We start from the raw sequence: 23,779 nt of genomic DNA on the forward strand, positions 1-23,779 counted from the left end.
GCTGGTGCCGAATGGCCTCTCCGGTAACGCCGTAACAGAAGGATAACGAGGATGTCTCGATCCGTCGAGTGTTATCCGTTGTTCGTCTCTATCGGGTCTCAACCGACCGGTTGGCTTGGGCGGTAGTAACTTTCGGGATCGCGACGTGGAGACCGGCCGGTACTGCGCTCAGTCGGCGGTCTCCTGTTCCGCCAGCGCCCGGCGGGACTCTTCGTGCAGGATCTCGATGAGGTCGTGCTCGATCGCGGCGAACTCGGGCGACGTCATCACCGACAGTTCCCGGGGCCGCGGCAGATCGACGACGACCTCGCGGCGGACCGTCGCGGGCCGGGCCGAGAGCACGATCACCCGGTCGGACAGGAACACCGCCTCGCGGATGTCGTGGGTGATCATCAGCACCGTCCAGCGATAGCGCTGCCAGACGTCCTGCAGCCACGTCTGCATCTCGGTGCGGGTGAGGGAGTCGAGGGCGCCGAACGGCTCGTCGAGGAGCAGCACCTCGCGGTCCTGGACCACGGTCCGCAGCAACGCGGCCCGCTGGCGCATGCCGCCCGACAGTTGGTGCGGGCGCGCATCCTCGAACCCGGCCAGGCCGAACACGGGGAACAGCTCGGCCGCGCGCGCCCGCGCCTGCTTCCGGGGCATCCGCTGGACCTCGAGGCCCAGGGTGGTGTTGTCGATCACCGAGCGCCACGGGAACAGCAGATCCCTCTGCGGCATGTGGGCGCACGTCGGCGCTGCCACGGTCCCGGAGTCCGGGGGCTCGAGGCCCGCGACGATCGAGAACACGGTGCTCTTGCCGCACCCGCTGGGACCGATCACCGACACGAATTCGCCGGGACGGACCGCGAACTCGATGCCGTCGAGGACGCGGCGTGTGCCGAACGACTTGGTGACGTCCGACAGTTCGACGATCGGCCGCTCAGCCACGACGCGACTCCTGGGACCAGCTCGGCTGTGCGATCCACGGCGCCACGACACGTTCGATCGCGAACGTGCACAGGTACAGCGCGACGCTGATCGCCGCCGTCACCAGGACGGCGGCGAGCACCAGGTCGGTGCGGAACGAGTTCTTCTGGATGCTCATGTAGATGCCCAGACCGGAAGTGGCGCCGACGTATTCGGCGAACACCGCACCCACCACGGCGTAGGTGACGCCGATGCGCAGCGCCGTGAAGAACCGGGGGAGGGCGGACGGTAGCCGCACGTAGCGGAACTGCTGCCACCGGGAGGCACCCATGCTGCGCAGCAGCGCACCGGCCTCCCGGTCGGTCGAGGCGAACCCCTCGATCAACCCGATCGCCATGGGAAAGAACGTGGCCAGCGCGATCACCAGGATCTTCGGCAGCAGGCCGAACCCGAACCAGATGATCATCAGAGGCGCGATCGCGATGATCGGGAGGGTCTGCGAGATCACGAACAGGGGAACGAAAGCCCTGCGCAGCCACGGCGAGAAGTCGACGACGATCGCGAGCGCCCACGCCACCGCGAGGGACACCGCGAACCCGACGAGCGTCACCTGCAGCGTGGACCACGCGTGGACGGCGATGTCGTCGCGGTGCGCCCAGCCCTGTTCGAGGACCCGCGCCGGTGACGGCAGCACCTGCGGGCGGATCCCGCTCGCCGCGACATAGGCCTGCCATGCCGCGACGAGCGCGATCACCACGACGATCGCCGGCAGTAGCCGGCGCACCGCACCGTACATCGTGTGCGCTCCGCGACGGCGCCCATCGAGCGCTCCGCGCTTACGGCGCTGCGAGGTACTCATCGGTGAAGTACGTCGACCAGTCCGGCTCGGTGGTGAGTGGCTTGCCGTCGGGGCCTGCGAGCAGACCGTGCTCGAACAGGAAGCGGGAGTACCCCGACCACTGCTCGAGCGTCTGCGTGCCGACGCGCCCCGATGCGTCCTTCATGTAGTTGGCGGCCAGCATCCGCTGGCTCTCGAACACCAACTCCTCGTCGCTGAACACGCCCGGATTCGCGGCGATCAGTGCCTTGGCGCCACGGTCCGGATCGTCGGCGGCCACCTGGTAGCCGCGCTGCAGCGCCTGCACGAACTTGCGGGCCTGCTCGGGATGTGCGGCCAGCCACTCCTCGTTCCCGTTCACCACGATCGCGTACGCGTCCGGGAAGCCGTAGTCGGTGTAGTGGAAGTAGCGCATCGGGGTGCCGCGGCGGGCGGCCTCGACGCCCTCCCACGCGAAGTACGACACCGTGAAGTCGGCCTGCCCGCCGTACACCGCCTCGTACGCCGATGTTCCCAGCACGACCGTCTCGAAATCACCTGTTCCGCCGTCGTTTCGAATGACCTGACGGAGGATCTCGCGTTCGCCGGGGTCGCCGAACCCGGCGTAGGTCTTCCCGTCGAGGTCCTTCGGGCCGGCGAGATCGGCGCGGTCCGCCTTCACGCCGATGCCCGTCGCCCAGTGCTGCAACGGCGCCAGCACGGAGACGGTCTGCGCGCCCGCGGCACGCGAGAACGTCGCAGAATCCTGGAAGCTGGAACCGAATTCGGCGTTGCCCGAGTCGACGAGCGTGTCGGGGGACGTGTTGTTGTACGGCAGCACCTGGACGTCGAGTCCCGCGTCCGCGAAGAACCCCTCCTGCAACGCGACGTACAACCCGGTGTGGTTGGTGTTCGGTGTCCAGTCGAGGGCGAAGCGGATGGTGTCTCCGGAGTCGTCGCTGCCGCACCCGGTGAGGACGCTCAGTGCCGACGCGACGATCGCGGACGTCGCGAGGACCCTGCGCAGCCGGGACATCGATGTCACGACGCGGGCCAGGGCTGCGGGTTCAGGGCGGTGTCCCAGAACATGAACTCGTAGCGCGTGGCGATCACGAACGCGCGCGCCATCGCCTCCCGCTGCGCGGACGTCGTTGCCGCTGCCGCGACGTCGACCAGTCGGCGCGCGGTCTCGACGGACTCCTGGAACTCGGGGGCGTCGTACGTGGTGACCCACTGGGCGTACGGATGCGACGGGTCCGCCGCCAGCACCTCCGCGGCGCTCGCGGCGAGCTTGCGGCCCACCTCGCCGTAGATCCAGAAGCACGGCAACACCGCGGCGGCGGCCACGGCATACGACTCGGTGGCGGCGGTGGCCGTCAGGTACGACACATACCCGAGGCAGGCCTGCGAGTGTTCCGGCGTGGAGTCGCTCGCGGGCAGGACGCCGCCGGCGAGCAGGCTCTCGTGGAGTTCGGTCTCGACCACCGCGGCCGTCGACGCCGATGTGGCCCAGAACGCCGCGGTGTGCGGATCGGGGGACTTGGCGGCGAGCAGCGCGAGTGCCTTCGCGTACTCGGCCAGGTAGAGAGCGTCCTGTTCGACGTACGTGCGGAACACGTCGAGCGGCAGTGTGCCGTCGCCGAGACGACGCAGGAACTCCATGTCGTCGATCGCGCCGCGCAGGACCGCGGTGCGATCCCACAGGTGATCGGTGAAGCGCGCGTCGGCCGGTGCGGCGTCGTCGCTGGTGTGGACAGATTTGTCGTGGACAGGCGTGGTCATCGCCGTGACATCCCTTCGTCAGCATTACCTGATGCAGGTTCCCGGGTGTGATCTCAGCCCCGCCCGTGCGGAGCACCCCGTGTCAATGAACGAGCCGACCTTAGCACCGCCGGATTGGTACGTTGGCAGTCGGCTGTCAGCCTCGGTCGGCTGGCGGTCGAAGGTGAGGAGGGCCGCGTGATGGAAGCCGTGGAGATCGTCGAGACACAGGCACCCGACACACTCGTGGTGGAGACGCCGCTCGGTCCGATACGCGGATATGCCGACGGCTCGGTTTTCTCGTGGAAGGGGATTCCGTATTCGGCGCCGCCGACCGGTGAGCGCCGCTTCCGGCGCCCGAGTGCGCCGCAGCCGTGGACCGAGATCCGCGACGGCAGGGTGTTCGGTCCCATGGCGCCGCAGGGCCACGACACGTCGGTGCCGATCGACCCGGACCTGCGGATCGACGAGGACTGCCTGACCGTCAACGTGTGGGCGCCGCGGCCGGACGGGACGCCGCGGCCGGTGATGGTGTGGATCCACGGCGGCGCGTACTGCCTGGGGTCGTCGGCCCAGCCCATCTACGACGGCCGCCTGCTCGCCGAGCGTGGCGACGTCGTCCTGGTGACCTTCAACTACCGGTTGGGCACTCTCGGCTTCCTGGATCTGTCGTCGTTCACCACTCCCGAGCGGACGTTCGAGTCGAACCTGGGTCTCCGCGACCAGATTGCTGCCCTCGAGTGGGTGCGCGACAACATCCAGGCCTTCGGGGGTGACCCCGGTGAGGTGACGTTGTTCGGCGAGTCCTCCGGTGGCGGTTCGATCACGACACTGATGACGGTGCCCCGCGCGGAAGGCCTGTTCCACCGCGCGATCGCGCAGAGCCCGCCGTCGACGTCGGTGTACGGCGCGGAGCGGGCCGCGTCCGTCGCGGCACGGTTCCTCGAGATCCTCGATCTGCCGGCGGAACGGGTCGCCGAGCTCTGCGACATGCCGTTCGAACGCTTGGTGAAGGCGGGCGACCTCCTCGTCGACGAGGTGCCGACGAAGGTGCCGGGCACGCTGGCGATGGCGCCGGTCGTGGACCGCGACCTGGTCCCGCACTACCCGGTCGCCGCCTTCCAGAAGGGGTACTCGCACCGGATCCCGCTCATCATCGGCTCCAACAAGGACGAGGCGTCGATCTTCAAGTTCATGCGCTCACCGCTGCTGCCGGTCAGCGCCGAGGCGGTCCAGCAGATGTTCGCCGGACTCGCGCAGGACAATCCGGGCCTGTCGGCGCTGCGGCTCGCCGAGATCGTCGCCGCCTACCCGGACGGCGCGAAACCGCGGGGCGCCCTGGCAATCTCACGGGACGCGGCGTTCCGGATGCCCGCGCTGTGGGTCGCCGACGCGCACAGCCGCCACTCGCCCACGTGGGTCTACCGGTTCGATCACGCCGCTCCGATGCTCAAGGCGGCCCGCGTGGGCGCCGGGCACGCCACCGAATTGCCCTACGTGTTCGGCAATTTCGGGACACTCAACCCGGACCCGACCTTCTGGCTCGGCGGCCGCAAGACGGCGCTCGAGGTGGCGGGGCGGGTGCAGCGACGCTGGTTGGCCTTCGCGCGCCACGCGGTGCCGGCGGCCCTCGACGGTTCCAAGCACTGGGCGCCGTACATCGAGGAGACCCGATCCACCCTGCTGATCGACAGCCACGACAGCCTGGTGGCGGATCCCGACCACGCGATGCGCATCGCGTGGGGTGACGAGGTGATGGGGTTCAGCTAGTCGGGCTGGGTCACGCCTTCTTGACGACGCTCGACTTGAGCTGCATGGGGCCGATCCCGTCGACCTTGCAGTCGATGTCGTGGTCGCCGACGCCCTGGACCAGTCGGATGTTGCGGACCTTCGTGCCGGCCTTGATACCGGTGGGGCTGCCCTTGACCTTGAGGCTCTTGATCACCGTGACGGTGTCACCGTCGGCGAGGACGTTGCCGACGGAGTCCCGGACAACCCCGTCCGCGACGTCGTCCGATCCACCGTCGGAGGGGGTCCATTCGTGTGCGCACTCCGGGCAGATCAGGAGGGCGCCCATCTCGTAGGTGTACTCACACGAGCAGTTGGGGCAGGGCGGCAGGGGAGTGTCCACGTCGCGATCGTAGTGGGTGGGAGCGGATCAGCGGTGGTCTGGTTCGACGTCCGACAGGAAGCAGGCCGGGGTCGCCCGGGCTACGAACTCGTCGGCTGCGCGAGCATCCTGCCGAGCTTGCGCAGCTGCGATGTTGCGCCCCCGAGTGCGAACTCCGCCCGCTTGGCCGCGACGAAGTACCGATGAACTGGGTAGTCGAGAAAGATCCCGATGCTCGCGTGCACGTGAACCACAGTGTGAGCGAGGCGATGGCCAGCCTCCGCAGCCCAGAACTTGGCAGCGGCGATTTCGGCGTCTGCGGACAACTCCTCGGATTCGCGCCACGCTGCCTGCCACAGTGTCATCCGAATCGCCTCGACATCGATGTAGGCATCCGCCAGCCTCTGCCGGACGGCCTGGAACGAGCCGATCGGCTTGTCGAACTGCTTTCGGGTACAGGCGTAGTCGCTCGTCAGCTCCAGTGCCTGTTCGACGACACCGAGCTGGTAGGCGCATGTGGCGATGGTCGCGCGTCGGTGTGCCCACTGTGCGCCGCCGTCGCCCGGTGTACCGATGACAGCCGTGTGGTCGACAGTCACATCCTCCATTTCGAGCAGGGCGGCATCGGTGCCGTCGACCACGTGCTGCGCGCTGACCCGGACTCCGTCGATGTCGTGATCGACGACCACCAACATCGAGCCGTCTTCGGTGGTTGCCTCAACCAGAAAGGCATCGGCGAATGAACCTGAAGGAACAACGCTTCGTGATCCTCTCAGACACCAGCCGGCAGCCTTCTTCTCGGCGACGAACCTGTCATCCTCGGTGGCCAATGCCGGCGCGATGACCACGCTGCCGTCCGCGACCGCGCCTACCCACCGCTGGACTTGGGCGCTGTCACCGAACTGTGCGATTGCGGACGCCGCGACCGCGACGCTGGACAAGTATGGAACCGCAGCGACCGCCCGGCCGATCTCGATCAGTATCGAGCACTGTTCTAGCAGCCCGAATCCACCACCGACCGGAGCGGGTAGTGCTGCATCGAGCAACCCGGCCCGCATCATCGCCTGCCACAGTGGCCGGTCGAAACTGTTGCGGTCGACGGCACTTGTGGTGGCCGAACTCGTCAGCAGGTCACGAGTCAGACGCGACAGGTCGTTCTGCGCTTCGGTGAGACTGAAGTCCATGGATATCACACTCCTCGAGTAGGTCAGCGAGTGATGGGGAGTCCGAGCGCAGCTTTGGCGATGATGTCGCGCTGGACTTCATTCGTGCCGCCGCCGAAAGTCAGGATGAGCGACGAGCGGTGGAACCGTTCGATCCGGCCACGCAGCAACGCCGCAGGGGAGTTCGTCCGCACGATCGCGGAGTCGCCCAGTACCTCCATGAGTAGCCGGTATGCCTCGGTTGCGAGTTCTGTACCGAATATCTTTGTCGCCGAGGCCTCCGCGGGTCCGAGTTCGCCAGAGTCGGCTGCCCATGCGATTCGCCAGTTGCGAAGCTTGAGGTACTCGACGTGTGCGTGAACACGCGCCAGATGCAGTTGTGCCCACTCCGCATCGATCACCCGCGAGCCGTCGGCACGTTTGGTGTGGCGTGCCCACTCCAATACCTGGCGCAGCGACTCCTGAAGGGGAGCGGCCGATGTCAGCGCCACTCGCTCGTGGTTGAGCTGATTGGTGATCAACGGCCAGCCACCGTGTAGGTCGCCGACGACGTTGGACGCGGGCACCCGCACGTCGGAGTAGAAGGTCGCGCTCGTTCCCGGTCCCGCCATAGTACGAATCTTCGTCCAGGAGAAGCCCTCCGCCGAGGCAGGGACGATCAAGATCGACAGCCCGCGATGCTTGGTGGCCTCCTGATCGGTACGTGCCGCCAGCCACACATAGTCGGCGTACTCGATCAGGCTGGTCCAGGCCTTCTCGCCATTGATGACGTAACTGTCTCCGTCCTGACGGGCCGTGGTCCGCAACGATGCCAAGTCGGTGCCGGCCTCCGGCTCGGAATATCCAATCGAAAAGTGCAATTCGCCCTTCGCGATCTTTGGAAGGAAGAACGCCTTCTGCTCGTCGGTTCCGAATCGCATGATGGTCGGACCTACGGTGTTCACCGTCAGAAATGGGAAGGGGACCCCGGCCGCGGCAGCCTCATCGGTGAAGATCAGTTGATCCAGCATCGGGCGGTCCCGACCGCCGAACTCTTCCGGCCAGCCGACCGTCAGCCACCCGTCGTGTCCCAGCCGGCGAACAACCTCCTTGTAGGCGCTCGCATCACCGTATTCACCGCCCGGTCCGGCCAGGGCCTCCCGCAGTTCGGCGGTCATGAGTTCGGAGAAGTACCCACGAAGTTGCTTACGCAACTGTCCCTGCTCTTCGGTGAAGCTTATGTGCATCGGACCCTCGGCTCCTCCGTTGATTGGTCTCCGCATGCACCACGGCCAAACCCGGTGATGCGGCTTTCGAGACCAAAACTAGGACAGGTTGCAGGTATTGGTGAAGGCTTGTGCGGGGCAGGAAGATGCCGATCTCTTGGCAGCGAATTACCAGCGCGAAGGTTCGCCTGTGAGGCGTATCACTTGCGTTGACTTCGTCTCGGGTGGATCGCACTCTGTCAACTGGGGCGATCCGCGCGAATTCCGGGGGTGGGGAAATGACACACGACGGCATGATTGGTTCTTTCCATACAGAGAATCGCGAAGCGGGTGAGACGCAGGTTGACGTCAGTTGGTTACTCGCTGAGTCGCGCAGGTTGCTCGATCGCGCGATCGTCGAACACGACACGCGGAGGCAGGGTGGCTTCATTCGCATCTGTCCGGACGACCGTTGGGAACGCAACCTGCAGCATCTACTTCAGCGTGTCCGTGAGGAAGCCGTTCTGGCAGTGGCCTGCCCCCTACGAATGAAACCCAGCTACCAGGCGAGTCATCAGCTCGTCTCGGAGCATCTGGAAGCAGGCAAGCAGATTCGGCTGCTGTACTCGCCGGGTTATGCCGAAACACGTGACCATCGGTCGCTGGTTCAACAGACCACGCTCGAAGCGCAGATCAAGGTGGCCAATGCCGACTTTCACAACATGGTCATCGTCGACAGGAAGATTGCGGCAATCTGGGGCGATGAAGGTCGACAGCACCCCTATGGGTTCGTGATCAGCGATCCGGATCTGCTCAGGGCGATTCACCAGTTCGCAACTCTCATTTGGGCCTCGGCGCCTAGGTTGTCGGCGCATCTGGGCTTGCGTCGCGAGGGGTTCGACGAAATGTCACTGGCCGTATTGCGTGCGCTCAACCTGGGTCTCAAAGACGAAGTAGCGGCGCGCCGGCTGTTGGTGTCGCTGCGTACTTATCGTCGACATGTCGCCGGCATCATGGTCAGGCTCGGCGTCACCACCCGATTTCAAATCGGAGCCCGAGCGGCCGAACTCGGTCTTCTGTCATCGGGCGCAACCGCTTTCGACCCCAGTCGGACGTAGAGCGTGTGTTCGTGATCGGCCTCAGCGCGGCACCCGTGGCAGGCCTAGCCCATTCACGGCGATCAACTCGCGCTGGACCTCGTTCACCCCGCCGCCGAAGGTCAGAACCAGATTGCGCTTCGCCTGGACGTCAAGCCAGGTTGCCAACTCTGCTGTCGCCGGATCGGCGAGATCCCCATGCAGGGCAACGATCTGCTCGAGCTGATCGTAGAGTCGCTGAATTCGCTCGGACCCGAACACTTTCGTCGCCGAAGCATCGGCCGCACCGATCGGTGCGTTCGCCTCCGCGGCGGCGACCTGCCAGTTCAGTAGCTCATTGATCCGCTCGGTGGCCCGAGTCTCGATCAATGCCGAACGCACGTCCGGAATGTCGAGCCGGTCGTGTTGGGCGGCCCAAGCGTGGACCTGGTCGAACAGTCCACCGATCCTTCCCGCGGGACCGAGCATCACCCGTTCGTAGTTGAGCTGTGTGACGATCAATTGCCATCCCTGATTCTCCTCGCCGACAATCATTTGCGCTGGAACACGAACGTCGGAGTAATACGTCACATCGACGTGGTGTGCACCATCGGCAGTGATGATCGGTGTCCAGGTGAAGCCCGGATCGCGTGTGTCGACGATGAGTATCGAGATGCCTTTGTGCTTGGGCGCGTCGGGATCGGTTCGAACCGCGAGCCAGATGTAGTCAGCCGCATGGCCTCCCGTGGTGAACGTCTTCTGGCCGTTGACGACGTAGTGGTCGCCCACTCGAACCGCGGTGGTGCGAAGTGACGCGAGATCGGTCCCGTAGTCGGGTTCGGAGTATCCGATTGCAAAGTGGAGATCGCCGGACAAGATCTTGGGCAGGAAGAACGCCTTCTGCTCGTCGGTCCCGAACGCCTGCAGCGTCGGCCCGACGGTCTGCAATGTGACAGACGGTAGTTGAACGTCGGCGCGGTGAGCCTCGTTGACGAAGATGTGTTGCTCGATCGAACCGAAGCCGCGACCGCCGAATTCCTTTGGCCAGCCGACTCCGAGCCAGCCGTCGCGACCCATCCGACGGACCACGTCTCGGTAGACGGGGCCGTGCCGGTCGACAAGTGTCGTTGCCCGCTCATCGGGCGTCATCAACTGCTGGAAGTAGCGGCGCAACTCGTCCTGCAACGCGCGCTGAGGTGGTGTGAGTTCGATGAACGTTCCCTGGGCTGTGGCCTTCTCCGCGGGCTCTCGCTCGCTATCCGTGTCCAACCCGAGGACGTGGCGCGTATGTTCCGACCCGCCCAAGAATCGGCTCAGATCCTTGAGCGTGGAGTAGTGCCTATGCAGGGGGTAGGTGATGTCTGCCCCCATCCCTCCATGCAGGTGGTGACAAGTCCGAAGGGCGCTCAGCGCCTCGGAGGTCAACCAGTGACAAGCGAGTGCGAGGCTCTGATCGGAACTCAAACCGGCGGTGACGCGCCATGCGCCGGCCGAGGCCGCCAGATGCATGGTGCGCGCGGCAATGTACACATCGGCGATCTGCTGCGATACAGCTTGGAAGCTGGCGAGTGGCTTGCCGAACTGATGGCGTGTCCGGACGTGCCTGGTGGTCAATGTGAGCGCGCCGGTCAGTGCACCGTCTCCGATCGCGACCGCGCCTACAAGAGCGAAGGTACGCAGCGAGGCCACGGAGGCTCCGCTGAAGTCGTTGCCCAGTACCGCCGAATCATCGACCTGCACACCGGACAATCGAATCGTGTAGTCGGGTTGTCCGGATGCAGTGGGAGTCGGTACGAGCTCGACGCCATGGGCTGCCGGGTCGACGAGGAACACTGCAGTGCCGTCGGGGGTTGTGGCCGGTATCAGCACTCGTGTGGCTTGTGCGGCGAATGGTACCGCGATCTTCAGCCCATCGAGTTCCCAACCGCTGGTGGTGCGGATCGCCGTGGTCCGGGGTGTGTCGGTCAGGGGATCGCTCAGTTCGCTCGGGGCTCCGGTGATCAGGCTGTCGCCGGTGGCCAGGGCCGGCAACAATTCGGCCCGCTGCGCAACGGTGCCGTGGGTGGCGAGGGGCAGTACTCCGAGCGCGAGAGCTGCGAAGGCGGGAACACGAGCACCGTGGGCTGAGACTTCATGTAAGACGGCAGCCACCTCGGCGGCACCCAATCCGTCACCACCGAGGTCTACCGGAAGTGCCAACGACAGCAGACCGACGTCGGCGAGCGAGGCCCACACCCGCGGGTCGTAGCCGAGCTGCGGATCCAGGTCGACTCGGCTCAGAGGGCTGGTCTTCTCCAGCACCTCGTTCGTCAGCTCGGCTATATCTCGATGAACGTCGTTCGGGGTGAAATCCACGCCAGCTCCTCGGTGGGAATTGCAACTGACCCCGTTCTACTTCCGCATCAGCCGGCGTCTGGCGATCTGGCAGGAAGATGCCAGTTTCCGATGCTCTCCTTTGAGCGACTGCAGATTACGAACGCAGAAATCACCGTGACGAATTACCGTGCTATCGGTCAGTGAGAATCCGGTTCGACGCCCAGCTTCTCGCACGCGGCCTGGTACAGCGCGACCACCTCGGTGCGGATCGAGGCGCGGTCGGTGACCGTGCCGACCCAGGGCACCCGCACGGTGCGCTCGGTGCCGTCGACGTCGGCGGACCATTCGCCGGCCTCGGTGTCCAGCCCGGTCATGCGGGCACCGGTGGCGGCGGGTTCCGCGAACGCGCGGACGATCATCAGGTTGTCGGCGGCGTGATCGCCGTTCATGTGGCCGGTCACGGCGGCGACGACGGCGGCGTCGAAGGAGGTCATGGGCGCGATCCTAGCTCCACCGTCGGAGGCTGCCGGTCGGCGTCCAACTCACGCAGGACCGGCAGCGTGAAGCACACGAGCGCCACCACGAGCACCGGTACCGCCAGGACGAAGAACGTGGTCTGGACGCCGACCTGATCGATCAGCGGGCCGGCCAACAGGAAGCCGAGCGGCCCGGCGGCGTACGCGGTGGAGGTCATCACTCCGACGACGCGGCCACGCATGTGCTCGGGACTGCGGGTCTGCATGGCCCAGTTGGCGATCGGACCCACCGGCCCGTACACCAGGCCGATCACGACGGACAGGCCGAGCAGCACCCACAGCGGTGGCAGGAACGCCATGGCGAGCATCGACAATCCGAGGCCGCTGACCGCGATCAGCATCAGGTTCCGGCGTTTCAGGTACGGCGCGAGCGCCCCGTAGGCGAGGGCGCCGACCAGTCCGCCGATGCTCATCGCCATCAACACCCAGCCCAATTGGGCGGGCTGGCCCTGATCAGTGAAGTACTTGGGGAACAACACCGACTCGATCGGCAGATACAGCGCCACGATCACCATGTCGACCAGTGCGAGCGTGCGCAGCAGGCGGTCGTTCCACACGAACCGCAGCCCCTCGAGCGTGCCCGTCCACATCGACGCAGGCCGGGTGGCGTGGTCGGGGCGGCCGGCGTGCTCGAGGCGCAGGAACGCGATCGTCACGATCGACAGGACGAAGCAGACCGCGGTGACCCACAGGGTGCTCTCCGGGCCGACCAACGCGATCAGGACACCGCCGATGCCGGGACCGACGAGGTAGGCGACGTTGTAGTTGGCCTCGTACAGGCTGTTGACGCGGTCGAGTTTCCATCCCGCCGCCCTCGTCGCGGCCGGCAGCATCGATTCGCGCGCCGAGATCCCGGCCGGGTCGAACGTCGCACCGAGCGCGGCCAGCAGCGCGAGCACCGGCACCGACAGACCGATGGTGCCCGCGACGACCGGGATCGCGGCCACCGACAGCGCGGAGAGTGCGTCCGACACCAGCGACGTGGGGCGGCGGCCGAACCGGTCGACGACGGTGCCCGAGAACAGGCTCGCCAGCAGCAGCGGAACGGTTGCCGCGCCCGCCACGATCGCGGCGTCGGTGGCCCGGCCGGTCTGCTCGAGCACCAGCCACGGCAGCGCGACGATGACGATGCCGTTGCCGGTCGCCGACAGCAGCGTTGCGATGTTGAGCAGAATCAACGGCCCGAATCGTCGGGTGGTGGTCACGTTCGGGGCGGTCACGTCGGCAGGCCTCTGCTTGCGGGGGCGGGGTGGTTCGAAGCTAACAGTGCGGCCGGGGACCGCGCGAACGGTTTTCAAGCGGCACCAGCCCCGGCCGCACCACGTCGCTACTCGCGGGTGCCGATGGCCTCGACCGGGTCCTGGCGCAGCGCGGTCCGCGTCGGAAGCGCGATCGCGCACAGCCCCAGCAGGACGGTGACCGCGATGATGCCGCCGTAGACGACGGGGGAGACACTCGGGATCGGCGTACCCGATACGGCCGCCGCGATGCCGGCGAGCGGGGGGATCGCGATGAGCGTGCCGACCACCGCGGCGACCGACACCACGATCACCGACTCCGTCCGCATCATCCGGTGCACCTGCCGCTTGCTCGCGCCGACCAGGCGCAGCAGCGCGAACTCCCGGCCGCGTTCGGCGGTCGCCAGCACGAGCGTGTTGACGACGGCGACCGCGAGGTAGCCGAGCAGGACCGCCAGGGCCACGATGCTCACCCACGACTGGGTGCGCCGCTGGTCCTGACCGGCGGCGGCGAACTCGGCGCGGTCCGCGACGGCGATCCCGGGCGTCATCTGCAGCGCCTGACGAAGTTCGTCGACCCGACCGGGCTCCGCGGTGACCAGGACGACGTCGGCGGTGCCCGCGGTGGTGTGCTCCCGAACCTGCGCGGCCGGCAGCGTGACATCACCGAATCCGAGACCGCGGCCGTACGTCGCCACGACGGTCGGGGTGATCAGCGTCCCGTCGCCGAGTCGCAGCGGCACCACCTCGCCCACGCCGGCGCCCATGTCGAAGGCGGCGTCGAGACTGAGCGCGACGGTGCCGTCCCGCAGCTGTCCCAGATCACCTTCGCGCACATCGAGATCGAGCGTCGACGACGTGGCGGCGGGATCGATGCCCTGCACCGCGTGGGGCTCGGTGGTGGAGGCCTCGCTGTCGGCGCTGGTGAACAGTGCCTGACTGCGGGTGATCGGATTTGCCGCGCGCACAGCCGGTTCGGCGGCGATGGCGTCGACCAGTCCCGGCGCCAGCCCCGCGGCACCGCTCACGACGAGGTCGGCGGTGATGCCGCTGCGGGACTGGTCGTCGGCCGCCGCGGAGATGGTGCTCTGGGTGAACAGCTGCACCGACCCGATCGCGATGGCCAGGGCCAGCGGGGTGATCGCCGCGGCCAGCCGCCGCGCCCGCGCTCCGGTGTTGGCGGCCGCGAGGACGAGGGCCGGTGACGAACTGCGTCGCATCGGTCCGCCGAAGCGGGCGATCGCGGTCGATACCAGGGCGGGGCCGAGGAGTGCCGCCGAGATCACCAGCAGCACAGCCGAACTCCCCGCGCCGGCGAGAGCGGCCTGACCCGGCAGGACGGCGGGCAGCAGCGACGTCGCCAGACCGCCGGCGGCGAACACGAGTCCGGTCACGAGCCGGCCGCGCCCGATGGTGGCGGGTTCGACCGCGGACTCGCGCAGCGCCTCGGTGGGATCGAGCCGGGCCGGACGGCGGGCGGCGATCGCGGCCGCGATCCGCGCGGTGCCGACGGCCAGTAGCACGCCCACCACGGCCGGCAGCGGTCCGTACGCCAGCGCGAAGTCCGACGGGAGCACCCCGGCCTCGGTGAACTGCGCCCGCAGCATGCCGGCGACGGCGAACCCCGGCCACACGCCGAGCACCGCGGCGAGCCCGGCCACCAGCAGTACCTCGCTGCCGACCAGGCGGTGGATCTGGCCGGGGGTCGCGCCCATCGCGCGCAGCAACGCGAACTCGCGGCGGCGCTGCCGGATCGACAGCGACAGCGTGCTCGCGACCACGAACATCGCGATCAGGATCGCCAGGCCGGCGAACGACCCGCACAGCATGATCAGTTCGCTGCGGGCCGCGCCCGCGTCCAGGTACTCGACGTCGCCGCGGGCGTCGCCGGTGTAGGTGCGCACATCGCCGTCGGCGAGCGCGCCGCGGGCGCGGGCGGCCAGTGACGATGCGTCGAACCCCTGCTCGGCGAGCAGCCCCACCGTCGCGACGCGATCGGCGTGCGGCCACAGTTCCTGCGCCCGGGCGTCGGAGAGGAACACCGCCGCCGGGCGTTCGGTCGGTTCGGACGTCGGCGCGGCCGCCACGCCCACGACGGTGTAGGTGTCACCGATGCCGCCGTGCCGCAACGTGATCCGATCGCCCGGGACCGCGCCACCGGTGACGACGGCCTCCGTCGCGGACGCGGGGGCGCGTCCGGCGGTGAGGGAATACGGCGCGAGGACGGCCGATCCCCAGCCGTGACCGTCGAGCAGCGTGCCGTCGTCGGTGGTCAGCGGCACGCTCACGTCGCCCACCGCGGTACGCACGCCCGGGAGCGCGGCCAACTCGTCGACGGCCGCGGCCGGCAACAGTGCACGCTCGGCGAACGGCTGGTCGATGTCCTCCTTCACCTCGAGTGTCTGGGGCGCACCGACGACGACGTCGGCCCCGGCGTACCGGTGCGGGGTGACGCCGCCGCGGATCCCGGACTCGAACAGCACCCCGAGCGCGCAGGTGAGCAGTGCCGCGCAGAACAGCGCGACGAACATCGCCGCGAAGCCGCCGCGTTGTGCGCGGATGTTGGCGCGGGCGAGGGCCCGCAGTCTCGACCTGCGCATCGTCACCACTCCCCGAGGTGGGTCATGTGGTCGGCGACCGCGGCCGCGGTGGGGGAGTCCATCCGGCCGACGAGGCGTCCGTCGGCGAGGAACAACACCCGGTCGGCGTGCGCGGCGGCGACCGGATCGTGGGTCACCATGACGATGGTCTGCCCCAGTTCGGTGGTGGTGCGGCGCAACAGGTCGAGCACCTGGCGGCCGGTGCGGCTGTCGAGTGCTCCGGTGGGCTCGTCCGCGAACACCGCGTGGGGCTGCGTGATGAGCGCGCGGGCGATCGCGACGCGCTGCTGTTGGCCGCCCGACATCTCGGCCGGGCGACGGTCGCGCTTGCCGTCGAGCCCGACCGCGTTCAGGACGTAGTCGAGGTGCGCCCGGTCGGCGGCGCGGCCGGCCAGCAGCAGCGGCAGCGTTACGTTCTGCTCCACCGTCAGCGCCGACATGAGGTTGTACGCCTGGAACACGAAGCCGATGTGGTCGCGCCGGAACACCGTGCGGGCCTTGGGCTCGAGTGAGCTGAGCTCGGTGTCGCCCAGCCACACCGAACCCCGCGTCGGCTGATCCAGCCCGGCGGCGCAGTGCAGGAACGTGCTCTTGCCCGAGCCGGACGGCCCCATGACGGCGGTGAAACTGCCGGGCGCGAGTGTGAGGCTGACGTTGTCGAGCGCGGTGACCTCGGCCCGGCCGGAGCCGTACGACTTGGTGACGGCGTCGAGTCGGACGGCGGCCCGAGGCGGGCTCTCGATGAGCGGGGGCGTTGCGGTGAAGGAGGACATGCCCGAAACGCTATGGACGGTGGCGTGCGCGAACCATCCCGTGCGGTACCCGATCGATGGTGTAGCGGGCTATACCGACAGCGGCCCGGTCGTGCGGCATGCTGGAGCGGTGCAGTGGACCGAACGCCTGAACGAGCGGTGGCGCGCCGTCCGCTTCCTCGCGGTCGAGGCCGGCGCCGCCGTCGTCTCGCTCTGCTTCCTCGTGGTCGGGCTGGTGATCGGGGCGGTGCTGATCCTGATCGTCGGCTGGCTCGCGGTGCCCGCGTACGTGCGCGCGCTGCGGTGGTGGGCGGGCCGGGCGCGGGTGCGGGCCGGGCGGTACACGGGGACCGTGGTGGGCGAGCGGTATCCGCAGATCACGGACCATCCGGGCTTCGACGATCTACGGCGGCTGCTGACCGCACAGTCCACGCGACGCGACTTTGCGTGGGTCGCCGTGCACTCGATCGCGGCGCTCACGGCGGGTCTGCTGGCGATAGGACTGCCGGCGGCGGCGCTGAATTCGCTGGCGATCCCGTTCTACTGGTGGGCGCTGCCGCCCGACGAGCCGGTGAGCAGCATCTATCCGGTCACGTCGTGGTGGGGTGCGGCGCCGATGCCGCTCGTCGCCGTCGGCTACGTGCTGCTGGGGTGGTGGACGATCCCCGCGATGGCCCGGGGCATCAGCGGGCTCGCGTCCCGGCTGCTCGCGCCGCGGCGGGAAACCGAACTGTCCGAACGGGTCTCGGCCCTGACCGCGAGCCGTGCCGCCGCCCTCGACGCGCACGCCGCGGAGCTGCGGCGGATCGAACGGGACCTGCACGACGGTGCCCAGAATCGGTTGGTCGCGGTGGTGATGATGCTCGGTCTCGCCGAACGCTCGCTGCGGGTGGACCCGGATCAGGCTCTGCCGCAGCTGCTTCGGGCGCAGGACGCCGCGTCGGACGCGCTGTCGGAGCTGCGGACGCTGGTCCACGACATCTATCCGCCGATCCTCGACGAGCTCGGGCTGGGCGGTGCCGTGTCGGCGCTGGCGGGACGCTGCACGGTGCCGTGCGTGCTCGACGTCGACGGCCTGCGCCGGGCGCCCGCCGCGGTGGAGGCGGCCGCGTACTTCGTCGTCGCCGAGGCCCTCACCAACGTCGTCAAGCACAGCGGTGCCGAGCGCGTGCAGCTCACGATCGGCACCCGCGACGACGCGGCGGGGGCGACCATGGTGATCGACGTCCTCGACGACGGGCACGGCGGTGCGGTGGAGACCGCGGGCAGCGGATTGGCCGGGATCCGGCGCCGCGTGGCAGCGTTCGAGGGAACTATGACCGTGCAGAGCCCGCTCGGCGGGCCGACGAGACTCGAGGTGACACTGCCGTGCGGATTCTGATCGCCGAGGACGACGCTCTGCTCCGGGAGGGGCTCGCGCTCCTGCTGCGCAGCGTCGGGATCGAGGTGACGGCTGCGGTCGACGACGCCGAGAAGTTCCTCGCGGCGTTCGAGGCGGATCCGCCGGACGGTGCCGTGCTGGACGTGCGCATGCCGCCGACGTTCACCAACGAGGGCCTGAAGGCGGCGATCGAGGCGCGGCGGCGTCGGCCCGGATTCCCGGTCCTGGTGCTCTCGGCATACGTCGAGGACCGGTACGCGGGGGAGCTGCTGTCGGGTGGCGCGTCCGGCGTCGGCTACCTGCTCAAGGAGCGGGTCGGCAAGGTCGAGGAGTTCGTCGACGCGCTGCGCCGGGTGGTCGACGGCGGGACGGTGATGGATCCCGAGGTGATCTCGCAGCTCATGAGCCGGCGCCGGGCCGACGATCCCATCCGCACCCTCACCCCGCGCGAATCGGAGGTGTTGGGACTGATGGCGGAGGGGCTCGGCAACGCGGACATCGCCCGCAAACTCGTGGTCAGCGACACCGCGGTGAGCAAGCACATCGGTAACATCTTCGCGAAGCTCGGACTGTCAGCGTCGGATACCGGACACCGGCGGGTGCTCGCGGTGCTCGCCCACCTGCGCTCCTGATCAGGCGCTCTCGAGCGCCTCGCCGACCTCCTGCAGCGCGCGGTGGTGCTGATCGGCGGCCAGCGCGTGCCCGGCGGCGATCGCGAGAGCCACGGGCCAGTCGATCAGCTCGAACGCCGCGAGCAGCCCGAGGGCGGCGAAATATGCCAGCTGTTCGGGCCGGGGCACCCCGATGTCCCCGACGAGCGGGAGCCGGATCGCGAAGCGCGAGCCCTGGTCGATCTGTTCGAGCGCGGCCTGGTGCGAATCGAGTCGGTGCTGAAGGTCCATGGTTGTTTCGGTCATCGTTCGCCCTGCCCATCCTCGTCGTTCACCTGCCGGACACCTACGGCCGCCATCGTGGGAGCCGTGATCGTTTCGTTACCTGCACTGTCTGCGTTCGCATCGGCTCTCGCTCCCTCGCGGACCGATCCGTTGACCGGTGCCGTCGCCGCAGTTCTGACCCCGCCGCTGCGCCACACGTACGCCGTGCTGCTGCGCGCGGGAGTGCTGATCGTCGACTGATTCGGCGCGGTGCTGCGTGTCTGCCACCATGTGAGTACCCGGGGTGCCACCGCGGCGGCCGCGGTGGCACCGGCGGCGGACCCGAGGGCCTGCGTCCATCCGACGGGGCCGAGTGGGGTGCAACCGAGGAACTGGCTGACCCCGGGCGTGCTGACCACCGCGCCGAGCACCGCCAGCGAGCCCACGGCCGTCGTCACGACCAGCGGGCTGCGGGAATCGATCAGCGTCTGCCCCAACTGGGCCCCGACGAGCGCGACGAGTCCCACCGTCGACGCCCTGCGCGGGCGGCCGGTGACCGAGGCCAGACCCCACGCGACGCCCGCACCGGCCGCGGTCGCCGCGCCCCGCACGGCGACCGTCCGCCACAGTGCGGCCGTGTCCGGCCCGCGGCCGTCGTAGGCGCGGTCCGGGTTGGGTGGGCTCACCGCGAGCGCCGCCGCCGGTAGCGCGTCGGTGAGCAGATTGACCAGCAGCAGTTGTCTCGCGTTGAGGGGGGCACGCCCGCTGATCGCGCTCCCGATCAGCGCGAACGCAACCTCGCCGGCGTTGCCGCCGAGCAGCACCGACACCGCCGACTGCACCCGCTGCCACAGCTGCCGGCCCTCGTCGATCGCGTCCAGGATCGCGTCGACGTGGCCGTCGAGCAGCAGGATGTCGGCCGCGCTGCGGGCCGGGTGGCTGCCGTGCGACGCGACGCCGATCCCGATGCTCGCGGCCCGGATCGCGGCGGCGTCGTTGGCGCCGTCCCCGACCATCGCGCAGACGTGCCCGGTGCGTTCGAGGGTCTGCACGATCTGTACCTTCTGCTCCGGCGACATCCGCGCGAACACCTGGCGCTCGCGCACCGCGGTCTCCTGCCGCCGGTGCGACAGCGCCTCCCATTCGGTGCCGGTCAGCACGTCGCCCGCGTCGAGTTCGAGGCCCAGGTCCCGGGCGATCGCGGCGGCGGTGACGGGATGATCGCCGGTGATCAGCCGCACCGAGACGTCCCGCTCCTCGAGGGCGGGGAGCAGCCCGGCGGCCTCGGGTCGGGCGGTGTCGGACAGCCCCAGCAGGCCGAGCGGCTCCAGCCCCCGGCGGCACAGGGATTCGATCGCGTCGGGATCGTCCGCGGCCCGCGCCGCCTGGTCCGCGGTGAGGGTGCGGCGGGCCACCGCGATCACGCGCAGGCCCTGCTCGGCCATCGTCTGCACCTCGTCGACGATCGTCTCGAGCGGTGCGGGTGAGGTGCCGGTGCAGGCGGCCAGCATCACCTCGGGTGCGCCCTTGACCACCAGGTCGGTGCCGGTGATCGCGGCGGCGTACGGGCGGCCGGACCGGAACGGAAGCAGCACGTCGGCGGTGTGGACGCTGCCCGACCTCGCCCTGGCCTCCACCACGGCGCGGTCGGTGGCGTGCGCGGCCGCCTTCCCGTCCGCGGTGATCGATGTCCGGGCTGCGGCGTCGACGACGTCGTCGTGGTCGTGCGAGCCGAGGGGCCGGACCGCGGTGACCTGCAGGCGGTCCTCGCTGAGCGTGCCCGTCTTGTCGAAGCACACGACGTCGACCCGGCCGAGTGCCTCGACCGAACGGGGCGCGCGTACCAGCGCCGACGAATGCGTGAGCCGGCGCGCTGCGGCTTGCTGGGCGAGGGTCGCGACGAGGGGCAGGCCCTCGGGCACGGCCGCCACCGCCACGGCGACGCCGCTCGTGATCGCGGCCTGGAGCCCTCCGCCGCGCAGCATCGAGGTGAGGGTGACCAGCGCACCACCGCCGACGCTGACCGGCAGGACCCGCCGGGTCAACTCGCCCAGCTGGGCCTGCAGCCCTGTCCGGCCGACCGGTGTCGGCGACAGCGCGGATGCGCGGCCCGTCTCGGTGGCGGCGCCGACGGCGGTCACCACGGCGGTCGCGGTGCCGGTCAGGACGGTGGTGCCCGAGTAGAGCATGCAGCTGCGTTCGGCGAGGGGGACACCCGGCGTCGCCTCGGTCTGCTTGTCGACCGGGAGGGATTCCCCGGTCAGGGAGGACTCGTCCACCTCGACGCCGTCGGCCTCGATCAGGCGGCCGTCGGCGGGCACCACCTCACCCGGCCGTACCTCGATCACCTCGCCCGCGCGGAGCAGTCCGGCGGCCACGGCCTCGTGTCCGCCCTGTCCGCCGCGGACCACGCGAGCCGGGGTGTCCTGCACCGCGAGGAGCCGCCGCAGCAGCCGCTCCGCGTGCAGGCGCTGGACGGCGGACAGTGCGGCGTTGCCGACGAGGACGGATCCGACGAGGATCGCGTCGACGGGGGAGCCGAGCACGGCACTCGCGGCCGAGCCCGTGGCGAGGATCGGCGTCAGCGGGTCGGACAGCTCGGTCCGCAGCGAGCGCCCGAAATCCCAGGTGGCCTCCACGGGACGCCGCATCCAGGTCGCCGTCGCGATCAGGCGGCCCGCCCCGGCCGTCTCCGACCGCGGTCCGGGCGTGCCGAGCATGGCGCGGACACGGTCGACGGGCATCGAATGCCAGTCGTGCTGTGGATCCGGCAGGGGTGTCGCGGCGCGCAGAACCTGTCGAGCCAGCCGGTGGCCGGTCCACAGTGCGGCGCCGGCCCCGGCGCTGACGGGTCCCGGGCCGCGGCCGTGCGTCCCGGGCAGCATCAGGAGCGATCCGAGAAGTGAAGCGCCGGTGGCAATCTCGATACCGCGGCGACTGGCGGTCCGGGCCGCCGGGACGGCGCGCACCACCCGCCATGCGGCCGCCAGGTCGGGGACGAGGAGGTCGCAGTCGGTGGGCGGCGGGGCGCCGCTGCGCACGAGCCCGATCCCGACGTCCGCGGTCGCGAGTGCCCGCGGACAGTCCGCGGCGAGAACCGCCACCGACGCGCCACCGTCCCGCAGGTTCAGTGCCATCTCCAGTAGGTCGGAATCGACTGCGCCGGTGGGCTTCCGGAGCTCGTCGAACGCCGAGCGCAGGGTTCCGAGGGCATCGTCGTCGATCGAGTGGACGGTCATGGCGGACCGTCGAATCTGTTCGAGCAGGCCACCGGCCAGGGGATCGCGAACGGGCGCGACCAGCACCGCGGCGTCGGGGTCGTCGGCGACGTCTGCCACCTCCGACAGTTCCGCGAGTCGATGCCAGCCCTGCCCGAGCACTCCGTCGTCGACGGCGGTGCGGGCCACGTCCCAGACGCGCGCCCGACGGTCCTCCGCAACGCCCCGGATCCGGCTCACCCGCAGATCGGTGGTCAACAGCGCACGCGGGTCGACGACCAGCGCGGTCACGCAGTCGATCCGACGCAGCACGTCAGGGCCGCGGCACAGCACGCGGTGATCGGTGACCAGTCCGCGACCGAGCGCGCTCGCGAAGGACTCACGTGCGGTGCGGGCCGCCTTCGGGGCCGTCACCAGAGCCGTCGTCCCGGCCGTGCGGAGACTGCCGGTGGCGGCACCGACGGCCACCGAGCCCGCGAGCTGTACCCACGCGGCCCGCTCGAGATGGCGATCGACCGCGCCGCTGGGGGGAGCGGTGTCGGCGGGCGTGCTCCGGGGGAGGGGACTGCGCTGCCACGCGCGCCGGTTGGCGACCACCTCGCCCACCACCGACGCCCGCAGCAGCGCCTCGACCGCGAGAGGGGCCGGCGCCTGCGCGGCCGCGAAGCCGGCGGCCGTCGCGGTCGACAGGACCAGGTCGGTGCCGACGCGACCGAGCCCGGCCTCCAGGAGCCGGCGCAGCCGCGGTTGGTAGTCGAGGACCGTCACCGGCGCGGCCAGCGCGAGGGGAAGCCGCGGCAACGTCAGGATCCGTCCCGCCGTCGCGAATCCGAACCCGACGGAGTGGGCGGCGAGCGCGGCCACACGGGCGCGGAGCACGGCATCGTCCCAGGCCGGCGGCGGTGGACGATCGGTGCCGGGGGAGTCGGCCTGTCGAGGCGCGAGCAGCGCGGTCAGCACACCCGCGGTCGCGGCGGTGCCGACGACCGCCGTCGTCAGTGCCGTGTCCAGGCTCCGGCGGGGCAGTGCGCGTGCCTGCCCCAGTAGTGCCCCGACCCCCGCGATCCTCACCGAGTGGTACGCCCCCGTGGCCGGGAGGTCGTGCTCTTCTTCGTCGTCTTCTTCGCAGTTGCCTTCTTGGTGTTCGCGGTGCGGTCGGGACCCGCTCGGGTGGGCTTGGCGGGCGCGCTCGCGGGGGCGGCGGCCATCGCAGCCTCCGGGTGCGCGCCGCGCTCGTGGAGTTGCCTCAACACGAGCGCGGCGCCCCCGACGGTCAGGACCACCGGCCATTCGACGAGCCCCACCGCGCCCGCGGCGGCCATGGTCAGTACGGCGGCCGGTGTGGAGTGGCTCCCGGTTTCGACGCCTCTGCGCATCCCGTCGGCCATTCCGCCGACCGCGCCCCGGACGCCCCCGACGACGGTCCCGACAGCCGCGCCGCCGACCGCGCCGATCGAGGCGGTGGTCACCTCCGCGATCCCGGAGACGGTCCGCACGGCTCCGTCGGCGAACGACATTCGGCCGTTGCCGGATCTGTGACCGTTGTGCGAGGTGTTCCCTGTCTGTTCCATCGAACGCCCATCGTCGGATTCGCAGTCGCAGTGGGGCTGCAGTCGTCGGGGATCGGGTTACCACTCGCAGCCGAGTCTAAACCCGACCACCTGCCTTGTGAACCTTTCGGACGTTCGATCGGCACGAATCACCCGGTGTGTCAAGCGTTGTATTCAGCCAGACGGCAACCCGTGGCATTGCGACCGTCCGGTCCTAACGTTGTTCTCTGTCACCCCATCCCGTTGCGCCCCCGATCCGAGTGCGGCGCACGGATTTTCCGTCCCATTGCAAC

General features: G+C 69.4%; 19 protein-coding genes, 2 pseudogenes and 1 riboswitch. Of the genes and pseudogenes, 5 read left to right on the forward strand and 16 right to left on the reverse strand.

The features are described 5' to 3' along the window. Positions 1 to 168: 168 nt before the first annotated feature. The 4 genes from AB4Z09_RS02090 to AB4Z09_RS02105 all read right to left on the reverse strand — a co-directional run bounded on the left by AB4Z09_RS02090 (position 169) and on the right by AB4Z09_RS02105 (position 3,508). Positions 169 to 930, reverse strand: coding sequence for an ABC transporter ATP-binding protein (locus AB4Z09_RS02090; protein ID WP_114724285.1), 762 nt, complete (start codon positions 928 to 930; stop codon positions 169 to 171). Then, entirely contained in the window at positions 923 to 1,705 is a 783-nt protein-coding gene (locus AB4Z09_RS02095; protein ID WP_174914568.1) for an ABC transporter permease, read from the reverse strand. Before AB4Z09_RS02095 ends, AB4Z09_RS02090 begins: the two co-directional genes overlap by 8 nt. 40 nt (positions 1,706 to 1,745) lie before the next feature. After that, positions 1,746 to 2,771 (reverse strand): ABC transporter substrate-binding protein, encoded by a 1,026-nt coding sequence (locus AB4Z09_RS02100; protein ID WP_441346804.1) that lies wholly within the window; start codon positions 2,769 to 2,771, stop codon positions 1,746 to 1,748. Beyond that, positions 2,768 to 3,508: a TenA family protein gene (locus AB4Z09_RS02105; RefSeq protein WP_114724318.1), complete on the reverse strand. Its 741-nt coding sequence runs from the start codon at positions 3,506 to 3,508 to the stop codon at positions 2,768 to 2,770. The genes AB4Z09_RS02100 and AB4Z09_RS02105 overlap by 4 nt, the downstream gene beginning before the upstream one ends. Further along, positions 3,502 to 3,598: riboswitch (TPP riboswitch) on the reverse strand. It overlaps the preceding gene by 7 nt. A 90-nt stretch (positions 3,599 to 3,688) precedes the next feature. Between AB4Z09_RS02105 and AB4Z09_RS02110 the strand changes: the two genes are divergently transcribed. Further along, positions 3,689 to 5,257, forward strand: a complete 1,569-nt coding sequence (locus tag AB4Z09_RS02110; RefSeq protein ID WP_442239114.1) for a carboxylesterase/lipase family protein — start codon at positions 3,689 to 3,691, stop codon at positions 5,255 to 5,257. A 10-nt stretch (positions 5,258 to 5,267) separates the two neighbouring features. Here AB4Z09_RS02110 and AB4Z09_RS02115 read toward each other — a convergent pair whose 3' ends face one another. From AB4Z09_RS02115 to AB4Z09_RS02125, 3 genes are all read right to left on the reverse strand, one after another. Beyond that, a complete protein-coding gene (locus AB4Z09_RS02115; protein ID WP_174909267.1) occupies positions 5,268 to 5,618 on the reverse strand; it encodes a zinc ribbon domain-containing protein YjdM in 351 nt (116 codons plus the stop codon). Between the two features lie 80 nt (positions 5,619 to 5,698). After that, positions 5,699 to 6,781: an acyl-CoA dehydrogenase family protein gene (locus AB4Z09_RS02120; protein WP_174909268.1), complete on the reverse strand. Its 1,083-nt coding sequence runs from the start codon at positions 6,779 to 6,781 to the stop codon at positions 5,699 to 5,701. A gap of 23 nt (positions 6,782 to 6,804) precedes the next feature. After that, positions 6,805 to 7,986, reverse strand: coding sequence for an acyl-CoA dehydrogenase family protein (locus AB4Z09_RS02125; RefSeq protein ID WP_174914574.1), 1,182 nt, complete (start codon positions 7,984 to 7,986; stop codon positions 6,805 to 6,807). Between the two features lie 257 nt (positions 7,987 to 8,243). Here AB4Z09_RS02125 and AB4Z09_RS02130 point away from each other — a divergent pair, with 257 nt between their 5' ends. Further along, positions 8,244 to 9,062 (forward strand): hypothetical protein, encoded by an 819-nt coding sequence (locus AB4Z09_RS02130; RefSeq protein ID WP_174909270.1) that lies wholly within the window; start codon positions 8,244 to 8,246, stop codon positions 9,060 to 9,062. A gap of 21 nt (positions 9,063 to 9,083) precedes the next feature. Here AB4Z09_RS02130 and AB4Z09_RS02135 read toward each other — a convergent pair whose 3' ends face one another. The 6 genes and pseudogenes from AB4Z09_RS02135 to AB4Z09_RS02160 form a co-directional block, all read right to left on the reverse strand. Next, positions 9,084 to 10,289: an acyl-CoA dehydrogenase family protein gene (locus AB4Z09_RS02135; RefSeq protein WP_368077047.1), complete on the reverse strand. Its 1,206-nt coding sequence runs from the start codon at positions 10,287 to 10,289 to the stop codon at positions 9,084 to 9,086. A gap of 24 nt (positions 10,290 to 10,313) precedes the next feature. Next, a pseudogene (locus AB4Z09_RS02140) lies at positions 10,314 to 11,375 on the reverse strand (acyl-CoA dehydrogenase family protein); the annotation flags it as partial. Between the two features lie 158 nt (positions 11,376 to 11,533). Further along, on the reverse strand, positions 11,534 to 11,830 hold the full coding sequence (locus AB4Z09_RS02145; protein WP_114724290.1) for a DUF2470 domain-containing protein: 297 nt from the start codon (positions 11,828 to 11,830) through the stop codon (positions 11,534 to 11,536). Beyond that, complete coding sequence (locus AB4Z09_RS02150; RefSeq protein ID WP_442239068.1) at positions 11,827 to 13,092, reverse strand: MFS transporter; 1,266 nt, start codon at positions 13,090 to 13,092, stop codon at positions 11,827 to 11,829. Before AB4Z09_RS02150 ends, AB4Z09_RS02145 begins: the two co-directional genes overlap by 4 nt. Before the next feature lie 107 nt (positions 13,093 to 13,199). Next, the gene (locus tag AB4Z09_RS02155; protein ID WP_442239069.1) at positions 13,200 to 15,710 is read right to left on the reverse strand and encodes an FtsX-like permease family protein; all 2,511 of its coding nucleotides are present in this window, start codon (positions 15,708 to 15,710) and stop codon (positions 13,200 to 13,202) included. Between the two features lie 2 nt (positions 15,711 to 15,712). After that, positions 15,713 to 16,483, reverse strand: a complete 771-nt coding sequence (locus tag AB4Z09_RS02160; RefSeq protein ID WP_174909277.1) for an ABC transporter ATP-binding protein — start codon at positions 16,481 to 16,483, stop codon at positions 15,713 to 15,715. Positions 16,484 to 16,592: 109 nt separating this feature from the next. On the opposite strand from AB4Z09_RS02160, the gene AB4Z09_RS02165 reads away from it, so the two are divergent. Then, positions 16,593 to 17,843, forward strand: a complete 1,251-nt coding sequence (locus tag AB4Z09_RS02165) for a sensor histidine kinase (RefSeq protein WP_442239115.1) — start codon at positions 16,593 to 16,595, stop codon at positions 17,841 to 17,843. Continuing rightward, complete coding sequence (locus AB4Z09_RS02170) at positions 17,831 to 18,475, forward strand: response regulator (protein ID WP_114724294.1); 645 nt, start codon at positions 17,831 to 17,833, stop codon at positions 18,473 to 18,475. Before AB4Z09_RS02165 ends, AB4Z09_RS02170 begins: the two co-directional genes overlap by 13 nt. Here AB4Z09_RS02170 and AB4Z09_RS02175 read toward each other — a convergent pair whose 3' ends face one another. After that, positions 18,476 to 18,760, reverse strand: a complete 285-nt coding sequence (locus tag AB4Z09_RS02175; protein ID WP_114724295.1) for a hypothetical protein — start codon at positions 18,758 to 18,760, stop codon at positions 18,476 to 18,478. Positions 18,761 to 18,823: 63 nt separating this feature from the next. Between AB4Z09_RS02175 and AB4Z09_RS02180 the strand changes: the two genes are divergently transcribed. Further along, the gene (locus tag AB4Z09_RS02180; RefSeq protein WP_368077048.1) at positions 18,824 to 18,979 is read left to right on the forward strand and encodes an Rv1535 domain-containing protein; all 156 of its coding nucleotides are present in this window, start codon (positions 18,824 to 18,826) and stop codon (positions 18,977 to 18,979) included. A gap of 65 nt (positions 18,980 to 19,044) precedes the next feature. On the opposite strand, the pseudogene AB4Z09_RS02185 reads toward AB4Z09_RS02180, so the two are convergent. Both AB4Z09_RS02185 and AB4Z09_RS02190 read right to left on the reverse strand, forming a co-directional pair. Then, positions 19,045 to 21,957: pseudogene (locus AB4Z09_RS02185) on the reverse strand (cation-translocating P-type ATPase); the annotation flags it as partial. Between the two features lie 1,046 nt (positions 21,958 to 23,003). Continuing rightward, positions 23,004 to 23,507, reverse strand: a complete 504-nt coding sequence (locus tag AB4Z09_RS02190; RefSeq protein WP_397484760.1) for a hypothetical protein — start codon at positions 23,505 to 23,507, stop codon at positions 23,004 to 23,006. Positions 23,508 to 23,779 lie beyond the last annotated feature (272 nt).

It is taken from the genome of Rhodococcus sp. TAF43, assembly GCF_052113525.1.
In the GTDB taxonomy this organism is placed as follows: domain Bacteria; phylum Actinomycetota; class Actinomycetes; order Mycobacteriales; family Mycobacteriaceae; genus Prescottella.